At 71.3% G+C, this 13,478-nt stretch carries 13 protein-coding genes; 9 read left to right on the top strand and 4 right to left on the bottom strand.

The features are described 5' to 3' along the window. The first annotated feature begins 49 nt into the window (after positions 1–49). The gene (locus RM609_RS07975) at positions 50–742 is read left to right on the top strand and encodes a UbiX family flavin prenyltransferase (RefSeq protein ID WP_311609075.1); all 693 of its coding nucleotides are present in this window, start codon (positions 50–52) and stop codon (positions 740–742) included. Here RM609_RS07975 and RM609_RS07970 read toward each other — a convergent pair. Next, the gene (locus RM609_RS07970) at positions 739–873 is read right to left on the bottom strand and encodes a hypothetical protein (RefSeq protein WP_311609166.1); all 135 of its coding nucleotides are present in this window, start codon (positions 871–873) and stop codon (positions 739–741) included. The two genes, RM609_RS07975 and RM609_RS07970, sit on opposite strands and share 4 nt — an antisense overlap. A gap of 139 nt (positions 874–1,012) precedes the next feature. On the opposite strand from RM609_RS07970, the gene RM609_RS07965 reads away from it, so the two are divergent. The 6 genes from RM609_RS07965 (at position 1,013) to RM609_RS07940 (ending at position 7,492) form a co-directional block, all read left to right on the top strand. Next, the gene (locus tag RM609_RS07965) at positions 1,013–1,468 is read left to right on the top strand and encodes an Lrp/AsnC family transcriptional regulator (protein WP_126914801.1); all 456 of its coding nucleotides are present in this window, start codon (positions 1,013–1,015) and stop codon (positions 1,466–1,468) included. Between the two features lie 59 nt (positions 1,469–1,527). Continuing rightward, positions 1,528–2,691, top strand: a complete 1,164-nt coding sequence (mqnE, locus tag RM609_RS07960) for an aminofutalosine synthase MqnE (RefSeq protein WP_311609073.1) — start codon at positions 1,528–1,530, stop codon at positions 2,689–2,691. Between the two features lie 68 nt (positions 2,692–2,759). Continuing rightward, positions 2,760–3,050, top strand: a complete 291-nt coding sequence (locus RM609_RS07955; RefSeq protein ID WP_311609071.1) for a DUF4229 domain-containing protein — start codon at positions 2,760–2,762, stop codon at positions 3,048–3,050. A gap of 164 nt (positions 3,051–3,214) precedes the next feature. Beyond that, on the top strand, positions 3,215–4,552 hold the full coding sequence (locus RM609_RS07950) for a dicarboxylate/amino acid:cation symporter (protein WP_311609070.1): 1,338 nt from the start codon (positions 3,215–3,217) through the stop codon (positions 4,550–4,552). A 253-nt stretch (positions 4,553–4,805) separates the two neighbouring features. Beyond that, positions 4,806–5,444 (top strand): TetR/AcrR family transcriptional regulator, encoded by a 639-nt coding sequence (locus RM609_RS07945; RefSeq protein WP_311609161.1) that lies wholly within the window; start codon positions 4,806–4,808, stop codon positions 5,442–5,444. A 134-nt stretch (positions 5,445–5,578) separates the two neighbouring features. Further along, positions 5,579–7,492 carry an AMP-dependent synthetase/ligase gene (locus RM609_RS07940; RefSeq protein ID WP_311609069.1) on the top strand — a complete coding sequence of 638 codons (1,914 nt, stop codon included), beginning with the start codon at positions 5,579–5,581 and terminating at the stop codon, positions 7,490–7,492. Between the two features lie 54 nt (positions 7,493–7,546). Here the strand turns inward: RM609_RS07940 and RM609_RS07935 are convergent, their stop codons facing one another. Together RM609_RS07935 and RM609_RS07930 are read right to left on the bottom strand one after the other, a co-directional pair. After that, positions 7,547–8,701, bottom strand: coding sequence for a lipase family protein (locus RM609_RS07935; RefSeq protein ID WP_311609067.1), 1,155 nt, complete (start codon positions 8,699–8,701; stop codon positions 7,547–7,549). A gap of 108 nt (positions 8,702–8,809) precedes the next feature. Further along, a complete protein-coding gene (locus RM609_RS07930) occupies positions 8,810–9,838 on the bottom strand; it encodes an AraC family transcriptional regulator (RefSeq protein ID WP_311609066.1) in 1,029 nt (342 codons plus the stop codon). Between the two features lie 188 nt (positions 9,839–10,026). On the opposite strand from RM609_RS07930, the gene RM609_RS07925 reads away from it, so the two are divergent. Then, on the top strand, positions 10,027–11,856 hold the full coding sequence (locus RM609_RS07925) for an AMP-dependent synthetase/ligase (protein WP_311609065.1): 1,830 nt from the start codon (positions 10,027–10,029) through the stop codon (positions 11,854–11,856). Positions 11,857–12,029: 173 nt separating this feature from the next. Here RM609_RS07925 and RM609_RS07920 read toward each other — a convergent pair whose 3' ends face one another. Next, the gene (locus RM609_RS07920; RefSeq protein ID WP_030067036.1) at positions 12,030–12,233 is read right to left on the bottom strand and encodes a cold-shock protein; all 204 of its coding nucleotides are present in this window, start codon (positions 12,231–12,233) and stop codon (positions 12,030–12,032) included. Between the two features lie 283 nt (positions 12,234–12,516). Here RM609_RS07920 and RM609_RS07915 point away from each other — a divergent pair, with 283 nt between their 5' ends. Then, positions 12,517–13,407, top strand: coding sequence for a menaquinone biosynthetic enzyme MqnA/MqnD family protein (locus RM609_RS07915; RefSeq protein WP_311609062.1), 891 nt, complete (start codon positions 12,517–12,519; stop codon positions 13,405–13,407). The last annotated feature ends 71 nt before the right edge of the window (positions 13,408–13,478 follow it).

Below are 13,478 nucleotides of genomic sequence, written 5' to 3'. Positions count from 1 at the left end.
TCCGGGACACCGGCGGGAGTGCCCGCGGTGTCCGGATAGGCTCGATCCCGTGGAGCCGTACGAACACACGAAGCGACGCCGGCCCTGGGTGGTCGGGGTCTCCGGCGCGTCCGGGACGCCCTACGCGGCAGCCGTGGTGCGCGGTCTGCTGGCGGCGGGCGAGGCGGTGGACCTGGTGGTCAGCCGGGCCGCCCGGCTGACGCTGCTGGACGAGACCGGGATTCGCTTCCGGGACGGGCACTGGGAGCGGGACCTCGCGAGCTGGCTCGCGCTGGGCGCGGACGGCAAGGAGCACTTCGCCGTCGACGAGGCGGCCCTGGCCGATGTCCGTCACTGGGCGGCCGGGGATCTCGCCGCCGGGCCGTCCTCCGGCTCGTATCCCGTCAAGGGGATGCTGATCGTCCCGGCGAGCACCGCCTGTGTGGCGGGAGTGGCGCTGGGGCTCTCGAAGGATCTGCTTCAGCGCGTGGCGAGCGTGACGCTGAAGGAGCGTCGGCCGTTGATCGTCGCGGTGCGCGAGACACCGCTCAGCGGGCAGACGCTCCGGCAACTCGTGGCGCTCGACGACGCGGGAGCCGTGGTGCTGCCCGCTTCGCCGGCGTTCTACGCGGGGGCGACGCACATCCAGGATCTGGTGGACTTCGTCGCCGGGCGGGTGCTGGACGCGGCGGAAGTGCCGCACCGGCTGTACCGCCGCTGGGAAGGAGAGCTCGGTGGAGCGAGCGCTCGTGGGGAGGGCTAGCGCTTCTTGGCGCGCGGGAAGCGGATCTTCCCCGCGGGGCGCGGAGCCGGGGCGGACTGGTGGGCACGCGAGCGGTTGGCCAGGTCCTGGAGCTCGCGCATGCGGGCGTAGGCCATCTCGATCGAGTACACGGGCTCTTCACTCCTGAAGATCGAAGGATCGTCGTTGATTCGCTGATCTGGTGAAAGATTGTCGGGGTCTGGAACCCCGTACGCCTTAGATTCTACACTGAAACCGGCGAGTTCGCTGATTATTGAAAGGTGCCAGGCTATGGACGCGGTGGACAGGCAGCTCATCCAGGCGTTGCGGGAGAACGGCCGTGCCTCGTACGCGGAGCTGGGCAGGCTCGTCGGCCTGTCCGGACCGAGCGTCACGGACCGGATCAACCGTCTGGAGGCGGCGGGTGTCATCACGGGCTACCGCGCGACCGTGAACGCGGCCTCGTTGGGCCTGGGCGTCACCGCCCTGATCGGCATCCAGCTCTCCGACGCCGCCGACCACGAGGACGTGGCGCGCCGGCTGCGGGACCTGGAGGAGATCGAGGACTGCTGGTTCATCGCCGGCGACGACTCCTACATGCTCAAGGTCCGGGTCGGCGACGTGGACGGGCTGGAGCGCACCATCCGCCGGCTCTCCGGCACCAAGGGCGTCAGCCGCACCCGCACCACGATCGTGCTCTCCACCAAGTGGGAGAACCGCGTGGGTGAGCTGCCCGAGGACGTGTGAGGCCGGGGGAGTAGTCTCGACGGGGTTGCGAAATCGGAAGTATCGGAGAGGGCGTACGCATGGACACCGGACTCAAGCGTGAGCTCGAGGAGAAGGTCTACGCGGGCGAGCGGCTCACCCGCGAGGACGGCATCGCCCTCTACGAGTCCGACGACCTGGCCTGGCTGGGCGGGCTCGCCCACCACGTCCGGACGCAGAAGAACGGCGACGTCGTCCACTTCAACGTCAACCGCCACCTCAATATGACCAACGTGTGCACGGCGTCGTGCGCGTACTGCTCGTTCCAGCGCAAGCCGGGCGAGAAGGACGCGTACACGATGCGCATCGAGGAGGCCGTCCGCCTGGCCAAGGCCATGGAGAGCGAGAACCTCACCGAGCTGCACATCGTCAACGGCCTCCACCCCACGCTGCCCTGGCGCTACTACCCGCGCTCGCTGCGCGCGCTCAAGGAGGCGCTGCCGAACGTCTCCCTGAAGGCCTTCACCGCCACCGAGATCCAGCACTTTGAGAAGATCTCCGGGCTGCCCGCCGACGAGATCCTCGACGAGCTGATCGACGCCGGTCTGGAGTCGCTGACCGGCGGTGGCGCGGAGATCTTCGACTGGGAGGTGCGGCAGCACATCGTCGACCACGACACCCACTGGGAGGACTGGTCGCGCATTCACCGCCTCGCCCACTCCAAGGGCCTCAAGGGCCCGGCGACGATGCTCTACGGGCACATCGAGGAGCCGCGCCACCGCGTGGACCACGTGCTGCGCCTGCGTGAGCTCCAGGACGAGACCGGTGGCTTCCACGTCTTCATCCCGCTGCGCTACCAGCATGACTTCGTGGACATGAAGGACGGCAAGATCCGCAACCGGCTCCAGGCGCGGACCTCGATGGCGACGGGCGCCGAGGCGCTGAAGACCTTCGCCGTCTCCCGGCTGCTGTTCGACAACGTCCCGCACGTCAAGGTCTTCTGGGTGATGCACGGTGTGCAGACCGCCCAGCTCGCGCTCCAGCACGGCGCGGACGACATGGACGGCTCGGTCGTCGAGTACAAGATCACTCACGACGCCGACAACTACGGCACGCCGAACAAGCTCACCCGTGACGATCTGCTGGAGCTGATCCGCGACGCCGGCTTCCGCCCGGTGGAGCGCAACACCCGTTACGAGACCATCCGCGAGTACCCGGGCCCGGACGCCTCGCTGCGGGAGTCGCCGCAGCCGATGCGGCTCTGAGATCCACTTCTGGGCGTGCTGTACTGGAACCTGCCACTTCGGTTGTCGTCGAGAAGAAGGTCCCGTCCGTGAGTAGCCAGAAGTTCGCGTCGCTCCGCTACACCGCCCTGCGGCTCGGCCTGCTGGTCGCCTGCTTCGCCGTGGTCTGGGGGCTGTGCTACGCGCACGTCATCCCGCTCGGGGTCGGCGACTCCAACCTGGTCTGGATGATCCTGCTCGCCCTGATTCTCTCCGCGCCGCTGAGCTGGGTCCTGCTGCGTAAGCAGCGGGACGCCATGTCCGTGCAGATCGTGGACCGTGTGGACCGCGCGAAGGCCAGGATGGCCGAGAACGCGGGCCAGGAGGACGCGGCTCAGTAACACTCCTCACATATACGACATACGCGCGCCTGCGCCCTGCCCTGGAACTCCCGCTCCAGCGCAGGGCGCAGGCGCGTTTTGCGCTGCGTGCGCCCATGTGTGTCCATGCGCGCCTCAAAGAAGTTCTTTGGGTTGCTCAAAGCATGAGTGTTAGGGTGCTCGGCATGTCGACGTCACCGTCCCCCACGGCGGCCGCCCCGCGCGGGCGCATATCCCGCATCCTCAACGTGCCCTTCTGGGCCCAGATCCTCCTCGGCCTCGTGCTGGGCGCCCTGCTCGGCTGGGCCGCCAAGAGCGGTGACATCGGCTGGCTCGGCACCACGCTGGGCAAGGTCGGCGACATCTTCGTCCAGCTGCTGATGCTGGTCATCGCGCCGCTGGTGTTCTTCGCGATCCTGGTCTCGATCACCAATCTGCGAAACGTCTCCAACGCCGCCCGGCTGGCCACCCGCACCCTGATGTGGTTCATGATCACGTCGCTGATCGCGGTCGTCATCGGCCTGGCGATCGGCCTGCTCACGGACCCGGGCGCCGGCACCGGCCTCACCGCCGCCGACGGCGCCGAGCCCAAGAAGCACGGCTCCTGGCTCGACTTCCTCACCGGCATCATCCCCACCGACATCGTCACGCCCTTCACCCAGCTCAAGGTCCTCCAGATCGTCTTCATGGCCGTGGTCGTCGGCATCGCGATCCTGAAGACCGGTGAGAAGGCCCAGCCCGTCCTCACCTTCAGCCACTCCGTGCTGGAACTGCTCCAGAAGGCCCTGTGGTGGGTCATCAAGCTCGCCCCGCTGGGCACGGTCGGCCTGGTCGGCACCGCCATCTCGACGTACGGCTGGGGCCTGCTCAGCAAGTACGCGACGTTCACCGTCGACATCTATGTCGGCTGCGCCATCGTGCTGTTCGGCGTCTACCCGCTGCTCCTCGCGGGCGTCGCCAAGGTCAACCCGCTGCGCTTCTTCAAGGGCGCCTGGCCCGCGATCCAGCTGGCCTTCGTCTCCCGCTCCTCCGTCGGCACCATGCCGCTGACCCAGAAGGTCACCGAACGTCTCGGCGTGCCCAAGGAGTACGCGTCCTTCGCGGTGCCCTTCGGCTCGACGACCAAGATGGACGGCTGCGCCTCGATCTACCCGGCCATCGCCGCGATCTTCGTCGCCCAGGTCTTCGACGTGCCGCTGGAGGTCAAGGACTACATCCTGATCGCCTTCGTCTCCGTCATCGGCTCGGCCGCGACCGCCGGCCTCACCGGCGCCACCGTGATGCTCACGCTGACGCTCTCGACGCTGGGCCTGCCGATGGCGGGCGTGGGCCTGCTGCTGGCCATCGACCCGATCGTGGACATGATGCGCACCGCGACGAACGTCGCCGGCCAATCGGTAATCCCGATCATCGTCGCCTCCCGGGAGAAGATCCTGGACCGCGCCGCCTACGACACGGCCGACGGCTCCCACCTGGAGGACGAGCCCGTCGCCGAGGTGCGCACCGCGCCCGTCGCGGCCTGACGGACCGGTAAGAAAGGGCCATCCGGCCCCCGGAGGCTCGTTCCCGGCCCTTGACGTCCCTCCTCCCCGTGATATTACCTGCCGGTAGTGTGACGGGGGGGAGGGATTTTTTGTCGTGACGGTCGTGAGTAACGCACAGGTCGCAAGGACCGCGGAGAGCACCACACGGGACGGCGCCGCCGGATCGGGGGGCGGGGCGCCGCCACCGGAGCCGGCCCCCGGGCGCAAGCGCGGCACCGGGAAGATCCGGCGGATGCCGCGGGAGGTGCGCGAACGGCAGATGCTCGACGCCGCCGTGGAGGTCTTCGCCCGGCGCGGCTACCGCGCCGCGTCCATGGACGAGATCGCCGAACTGGCCGGGGCCTCCAAGCCGCTGGTCTATCTGTATCTGAACTCGAAGGAATCCCTCTTCGGCGCCTGCGTCCGCCGTGAGGCCGCCGCCCTGATGGCCTCGGTGCGGGCCGCGATCGAGCCCGGCGCCTCCGCCGACGACCGGTTGTGGAACGGGCTGCGCGCCTTCTTCGCCCACACCGCCGAGCACCCCGACGGCTGGTCGGTGCTCAGCTGCCAGGCCCGGACGAACGGGGAGCCGTTCGCGCCCGTGGTGGGAGAGCTGCGCCAGGAGATGGTCGACCTCGTCACCCGGCTCATCGCCGCCACCGCCGCCGAGGGCGCGGACGGGGACGGTCGCGCCGCCCTCGCCGGACACGAGGCCTCCGGGCTGGCGCACGCGCTGGTGGGCGCCGCCGAGTCGCTCGCGGGGTGGGCCAACACCCGTACGGGCGCCGTCCCCTCGGCGAAGGAGACCGCGGCGACGCTGATGAACGTCGCCTGGGTGGGGCTGGAGAACCTCAGGGCCGGACGGCGCTGGACGCACGCCACCCGGCCGTAAGGACCGGAGAGGGGGTGGTCGGCGGGGGCCCGCAGGCGTACCTTTACGGCCAGGCATCTACTGCCGAGTAATGTCGCCTGCTCGCCTGCCGGTTTCGCCTGTCGTTCGCCTGCCGTCCCGAACAGGAGCCGCACGTGCCCGTAACGCCCGGCGCCGCCGCGCCCCCGCCGCTCGTCCCGCCCCGTACGACCGCCGTCGCCGGGACCGTCCGCGAGGCGGCCGTCCCCGCCCTCGCCCCGCGCGTCCACCACGGCACGCTCGGCGACCTGCCCTTCGACAACGCGGCCGAGGATCCCCAGGCCGTCGCCGTCAGCCGCAGGGAACCCGGCCCCGGCCGCGCCCTCTGGCGCGACATCACCGCCGCCCGCTTCGCCGCCGAGGTGCGCGGCGTCGCCAAGGGCCTCGTCGCCCACGGGCTGCGGCCCGGCGACCGGCTCGCCATCATGGCCCGCACCCGCTACGAGTGGACGCTCCTGGACTTCGCCGCCTGGGCCGCCGGACTGGTCACCGTCCCCGTCTACCCCACCTCCTCCGGCCACCAGGTCCGCTGGATCCTGGCGGACTCCGGCGCCACCGCGTGCGTCGTCGAGACCCCCGAACAGCTGAAGCTGGTCGCCGCCGCCCGCCCGGACTTACCCGCCCTCGCCCACGTCTGGCAGCTCGACACCGGAGCCGTGGCCCGCTTCATCGCCGCCGGACGGGCCCTGCCCGACCAGGTCGTCACCGAACGCCGGGCCACCCGCACCCCCGAGGACATCGCCACCCTCATCTACACCTCCGGCACCACCGGCCGCCCCAAAGGCTGCGTCCTCACCCACGCCAACTTCTTCGCCGAGGTCGACAACGCGATCGCGCTGCTCCACCCCGTCTTCGCCTCCGTCACTAAGGAGGCCCCCTCCACGCTCCTCTTCCTGCCGCTCTCCCACGTCCTCGGCCGCATGGTCGCCGTCGGCTGCCTCCGCGCCCGGGTGCGCCTGGGCCACACCGACTCCTTCCGCGGCGACGAACTCCGCTCCGACCTGGCCGGATTCCGGCCGACGTTCCTCCTCGCCATCCCCTACGTCCTGGAGAAGATCTACAACACCGGCCGGGCGACGGCGGAACGGCTCGGCCGCGCCGACACCTTCGACCGCGCGGCCGCCGTGGCCCGCGACCACGCCGAGGCCACCGCCGCCGCGCGCTCCCGCACCGGCCCCGGCCCGACGCCGCGCCTGCGCGCCGCCCACGCCCTCTACGACCCGCTCGTCTACCGCCGGATCCGGGCCGCACTCGGCGGCCGCGTCCGCTACGTCATCAGCGGCGGCTCACCCCTGGGCACCCGGCTCACCGCCTTCTACTCCGGCGCCGGCATCGGGATCTTCGAGGGCTACGGCCTCACCGAGACCACCGCCGCCGCCACCCTCACCCCACCCCTGCGCCCCCGCCCCGGCACCGTCGGCTGGCCCCTGCCCGGCGGCGGCGTCCGCATCGCCGCCGACGGCGAGATCCTGCTGCGCGGGGCCCACGTCTTCGCCGGCTACTGGGACGCGGAGAAGGCGGAGGCGGTCCCGGCGTCCGGAGCGGACGAGTGGTTCGCCACCGGCGACCTCGGCGCGCTGGACCCCGAGGGCTACCTCACGATCACCGGCCGGAAGAAGGAACTCATCGTCACGTCCGGGGGCAAGAACGTCGCCCCGGCGCCCCTGGAGGACCGCGTCCGCGCCCACCCCCTGGTCGACCAGTGCATCGTCATCGGCGACAACCGCCCCTACGTCACGGCACTGATCACCCTCGACCACGACGGCCTCGACCACTGGGCCCGGATGCGGGGACTGGACGACGTGCCGGTGCACGAGCTCGTCCACGACGAGGCGCTCCGGGCGGAGCTGGGGGAGGCGGTGGAGGAGGCGAACGGGTATGTATCGCGGGCGGAGTCGATCCGCCGGTTCGCGGTGCTGCCGGTGGAGTTCTCGGTGGAGGCGGGGTATCTGACGCCGTCGCTGAAACTCAAGCGGGAAGTGATCGCACGGGACTTCGCGGCGGAGATCGCGGCGCTGTACGAGCGGTGAGGGTGCCCCGGCGCCGGACGGGCTGACAAAGTCAGCCCGTCCGGGCACAACCCCCTAGCAGTTGCCCCGCACCGGCCGTCCGGCGAACCGCTCCGCCAACCAGTTCGCAGCGGGTATCGACTCCGCGATGACCCCGGCGACGTGCTCAGCCAACGGCAGCGACTTCCACTGCACCGTCGCGCCCTTGGCGCACCAGTCCGCCCGCAGTCGCTGCCCCACCTCGTACGGGATCAACTCGTCGATCACCCCGTGATAGAGGTACACGGGGTGATCGGGCGCGTGCGTGCCCAGCGCCGACGCCCGCAGCACCCGTTGCCAGTCCGCCTCGTACAGCGGATTCCGCACCGTCACGTCCCCGATCCGCTTGAAGAGCCCCGCCGCGACGTCGATCACCACGCAGTGCGACTTCAGGAAGTCGACGTACGCGCGCCCCTTGTCGTTGAGGTAGGAGTCGAGCCTCAGCTCCGGGAACGCCGCGTTCTGGCCGACCGCGGCCATCAGGACGAGGCCGGCCCCGACGCCGCCGTTGTTGAAGTCGGCCGTCTTCAGCAGATCGGCGGGCACGCCGCCCGTCGCCGTGCCGCGGACGTCGAGTTCGGGCGCGTACGAGTCGTGGAGCTCCGCCGCCCAGCTGCCGGCCTGGCCGCCCTGGGAGTAGCCCATGATGCCGACGGGCGTGTCCGGGCCCAGCCCCGCCTGCGGCAGCCGCAGCGCGGCGCGCGCGGCGTCGAGGACGGCGTGGCCCTCGGCGCGCCCGACGGTGTAGGTGTGGTCGCCGGGGGTGCCCAGGCCCTCGTAGTCGGTGACGGCGACGGCCCAGCCGCGGGCGGTGAGCAGCTGGATGAGGTTGGCCTCCAGCGTGGTGCCGCGCGGGAAGCCCGCCGAGGGGGCGCACTGGTCGGCGATCCCCACGGTGCCCACGGCGTAGGTGATCAGCGGGCGGGGGCCGGTGCGGCCGTCCTGGGGGACGATCACGGTGCCGGAGACGACGTTCGGGGTGCCTCTGGCCGTGGTGGAGCGGTAAGTGACGTGCCACGCCCGGGTGTTCGTGGGCTGGCCCGGGAGCGGATGGAAGGAGGTCGGGGCGGCGCCGACGATGTCGCCGGGGGACCCCGTGTCCGTCCCGCCGGCCGCCGAGGCGCCGCCCGACAGGCCGAATGTGACGGCCAGCGCGGCGACCGCCGCGAGGGCCGTTCTGCGCAGGTGCATGCGGCTCTCCCCACTGTCGTGATCAGCTGTCGTGAGGCGACTGTCGTGAGACAGCTGCCGGGTGGTGACCGTAGTGACCCGCCGGTAGGGCGGCGCTGACCGGAACGCTCAGCTTTCCTGGCCGCGCCGGTACGCCCCCGGCGTCGTCCCCGTCCAGCGGCGGAACGCCCGGTGGAAGGCGGCGTCCTCCGAGAACCCCAGCCGGGCCGCCAGCTCCACGATCGACTCCCGGCTCCCCGCCAGCCCGGCCAGCGCCGCCTCCCGCCGCACCTGGTCCTTCAGCCGCCGGTACGAGGTGCCCTCCTCCCGCAGCCGGCGCCGCAGCGTCGCCGGGCTCACCGCCAGCCGGGCCGCCAGCCGGTCGAGCTCCGGCAGCCGGGCCGGGCGGCCCTCGCGCAGGGCGCGCGTGAACGTCCGCCGCACCTGCTCGGCCACCGTCGTGCCGTACTCGTGGCGGCCGATGAGCGCGGCGGGCGCCCCGCGCAGCAGCTCCTCCAGCGCCGCCTCGTCCCGCACCGGCGCCGCCGCCAGCCACCGGGCGTCGAACCGGGCGCCCGCCCGGAACGTCCGCCCCGGGCCGAACCCCACCGGGCAGCCGAAGACCGTCCCGTACTCGCCCGCGTGGGGCGGCGGCGGGCAGTCGAAGCGGACCCGGCGCAAGGGGATCCGCCGCCCGATCAGCCAGCTCGCCAGCCGGTGCCAGATGACCAGCACGCATTCGGCCAGGAACCGCCCCTCGGCGTGGTCGCGCAGATCGTTGAGAACGGCGAACTCCGCCTCCTCCCCGCAGCGTTCGAGCGCGAGGTGCGGGCCGCCGGGGAAGAGCCCGTAGAACCGCACGGCCCGCTCCAGGGCCGTGCCCAGGTCCCGGCAGCCGATGCTGGCGTAGCACATCATGGCGAAGGTCCCGGGTCTGCTGGGCACCGTGCCCAGCCCCATGAACTCGTCCCCCGTGGCCCGCTGCACCGCGCGGACCAGCAGCGCGAACTGTTCGGCGGTCACCCGCGCCCGCTCGTCGCCCAGCGTCAGCGGCGGAATCCCGGCCCGCTGGAGCAGCGGCACGCTGTCGAGACCCAGCCGCCGCGCCCCGCCGAGCGCGGCCCGCACCTGGTGCACGGTGATCGTCCGGCTGCTCATGCACCGCACGGTAACTCCCTTGAACGCCAGGGTCAGTGGGGCCGACGATTCCGGTCATCCCGGCGGGGGCGGGTGGGGTGGACCATGCCGACTGGGTACATCGGTACGCAGGGTTCTGTTCGCACGTTCCCTATGCGTCCATCTGTTCGTTCTGATCGTTCTGTTCGTTCGCCGGTCCGGGAGGCCCCATGCCGCAGCAACGTCCCGATACTTTCGCCGAGTTCACCGAATGGACGGCGGAGCGGTACGGAGGCCTGCCCGCACTGCGCTTCCGCCGCGGCGACGGCTGGGCGGAGACGAGCCACGAGGAGCTGCGCGAGACCGTACGCACCCTCGGCCGGGGCCTGATCGGGCTCGGGGTGCGCCCCGACGACCGGGTGGCGATCCTGGCGGAGACCCGCCCGGAGTGGACCCACGCCCAGTTCGCCGCGCTGGCCGCGGGAGCGGTCGTCGTGCCCGTCTATCCCACGGCCGGGCAGGAGGAACTGGCCTGGGTGCTGGGCGACTCCGGCGCCTCCGTCGTCATCTGTGAGAACGCCGCCCAGGCGGCCCGCGTGACGGCCGTCCGCGACAAACTGCCCGAGCTGCGCCACCTGGTGCTGATGGACGGCGACCCCACCGGCCGCCCCGCCGGCACCCACCTCCTCGCCGCGCTGCCCGCCGACACGCCCCTGACCGAGCTGCTCTCGCGCGCCGCCGCGCGCAAGGGCGACGACCTGTGCACCATCGTCTACACCTCCGGCACCACCGGCCTCCCCAAGGGCTGTCGCCTCACCCACACCAATCTCGTCACCAACCAGGACGCCACCGCCGACCTCACCGGCGCCGGCCCCGGCGACACCACCTATCTCTATCTGCCGCTCGCCCACATCCTCGGCCAGCTCATCCAGCTGACCGCCCTCCGCCGGGGCGGCGCGCTCTGCTACTTCGGCGGCCGGGTCGAGAACGTCGTCGCCGAACTCGCCGAGGTCCGGCCCACCCACCTGCCCTCCGTGCCCCGGCTGTTCGAGAAGGTGCACGCCGCTGCCGTCTCCCAGGCCGAGGCGCACGGCCCCGAGGGCCGGGCCCGCCTGGAGGCGGCCGTCCGCGTCGGTCTGGAGATGGCTGGGCTCCGCGAGCGGGGCGAGGAACCGACGGAGGCGCTGCGCACCGCCTGGGAGACGGCCGACAGACGCGTCTTCGCCCCCACGCGGGCGGTCTTCGGCGGCAGGCTGCGCTGGGCCCTCACGGGGGCCGCGCCCATCGCTCCGCAGACGCTGGACTTCCTGCGCGCCTGCGGCATCGCCGTCTACGAGGGCTACGGCATGACCGAGGCCTCCGGCGTGATCACCGTCAACCACCCGGGGGCCGTGCGCCCCGGCACGGTCGGGCAGGCCATCGCCGGCTGCGAGGTGCGGATCGCGGAGGACGGGGAGGTGCTGGCCCGGGGCCCGGGCGTCTTCGCCGGCTACCACGGCAACCCGGCCGCCACCGCCGGGACCGTCGGCGCGGACGGCTGGCTGCGCACCGGTGACATCGGCACCCTGGACGCGGAGGGCTACCTCCGGATCACCGGCCGCAAGAAGGACCTGATCATCACGTCCAGTGGCAAGAACCTGACGCCCTCGCTGTGGGAGTTCGCCGCCCAGCAGTCCCGCTGGATCTCCCGCGCGGTGATGATCGGCGACCGCCGGCCGTACCCGGTGGCGCTGCTCACCCTCGACACAGCGGAGATCACGGCCTGGGCAGCTCGCGAGGGGGTGGTTTTCGATGCCGGAGGGCCTGCCCGGCACCCGGCGGTGCGGCGGCTGTGCGAGGAGGCGGTGGCGGTGGCCAACGAGCGGGTGTCGCGTCCCGCCCGGATACGGGCGTTCACGATCCTGGCCGGGGACTTCGGTGTGGAGAGCGGCACCCTGACGCCGACCTTGAAACTCCGCCGGACGGCGGTCACGGAGCGCTATGCCGGGGAAATCGAGGCGCTGTACGAAGGTGAGTACGAAGGCAAGTTCGAAAGTGAAATAAGTGACGCGAGTGAGTGAAGGTATTGGCGGCGGAAGTCCGCTCCGATGCGCCCCTCCGAGGTGCCCGTATAAAAACCTTGTGAACGGGCCATCGATCCACCCCTTGGCCTGAAAAGGCAGGAGCCCCGCCCTCCGCCGAAGCGGAAGGCAGGGCTCCTTAGGTGATCCCCGGAGAACCGGGGATCGGAGAATCACGCCGGGGTGACGTTCTCCGCCTGCGGACCCTTGGGGCCCTGCGTGACGTCGAAGGTGACCTGCTGGTTCTCCTCGAGGGAGCGGAAGCCAGCGGCGTTGATCGCGGAGTAGTGGACAAAGACGTCGGGGCCCCCGCCGTCCTGGGCGATGAAGCCAAAGCCCTTTTCAGCGTTGAACCACTTCACGGTTCCGGTAGCCATAAGCCCTCCTTGGGCCAAAGGGTTGCCCTGCTCCAGAACCTGCGAGAAGTCTGAAAACTACAAAAGCCTGCGGGGTCACATGCTCCGCAGGCTCTGTACTGCAAGGGAAACCAAACTGCAACTTGCGGCGAGCCTAGCACGCAGACGTTCTCTCGGGGAAGGAGTTGAAGATCACGCCTACGGCGGGTTTTCCGGCCCTTGCGGGCGGAAAAGATCGCCTGTCGGGCACCTGTAGCGGCACCCCGGCCCGGCGGCCCGGGGGAGGCGGGGCTAGCCTCCGGATGTGGACAATTCAGCCTCAGATGTAGCGACCGCCGTCGACGCGCCGGAGCGGCCGCGCAGCCGTCCGCGTGTCGGCCACATCCAGTTCCTCAACTGTCTGCCCCTCTACTGGGGGCTCGCCCGCACCGGCACGCTGCTGGACCTGGACCTGACCAAGGACACCCCCGACAAGCTCAGCCAGCAGCTGATCGCCGGGGAGCTGGACATCGCTCCGGTCACGCTCGTCGAGTTCCTGAGAAACGCCGACGACCTGGTCGCGCTGTCCGACATCGCGGTCGGCTGCGACGGCCCCGTCATGTCCTGCGTCATCGTCTCCCAGCTGCCCCTGGACCGGCTGGACGGGGCCCGGGTCGCCCTCGGCTCCACCTCGCGCACCTCGGTCCGCCTCGCCCAGCTGCTGCTCGCCGAGCGCTACGGCGTGGCGCCGGAGTACTACACCTGCCCGCCGGACCTCGGCGCGATGATGCAGGAGGCCGACGCGGCCGTCCTGATCGGCGACGCCGCCCTGCGGGCCTCGCTGCACGACGCGCCGAAGCTGGGGCTGGAGGTCCACGACCTGGGGACGATGTGGAAGGAGTGGACGGGCCTGCCGTTCGTCTTCGCCGTCTGGGCCGCCCGCAAGGACTACCTGGCCCGGGAGCCGGAGCTCGTCGCCCAGGTGCACCAGGCCTTCCTGGCCTCCCGTGATGTCTCGCTGGAGGAGGTCGGCAAGGTCGCCGAGCAGGCCGCCCGCTGGGAGTCCTTCGACGCCGAGCTGCTGGAGCGCTACTTCACCACGCTGGACTTCCGCTTCGGCCCGGACCAGCTGGCGGGTGTGTCGGAGTTCGCCCGCCGCACCGGCCCGACGACCGGCTTCCCGGCCGACGTCCTGGTGGAACTGCTGAAGCCCTGACCCCTCCGGAGAGGAATCAGGGCTTCACATCACTGCTCACCGGGCCCCGTGGAACCACCGGGGCCCGGCAG

It is taken from the genome of Streptomyces hesseae, assembly GCF_031845785.1.
Lineage (GTDB): Bacteria > Actinomycetota > Actinomycetes > Streptomycetales > Streptomycetaceae > Streptomyces > Streptomyces hesseae.
This window is presented reverse-complemented; position numbering and strand designations above follow the sequence as displayed.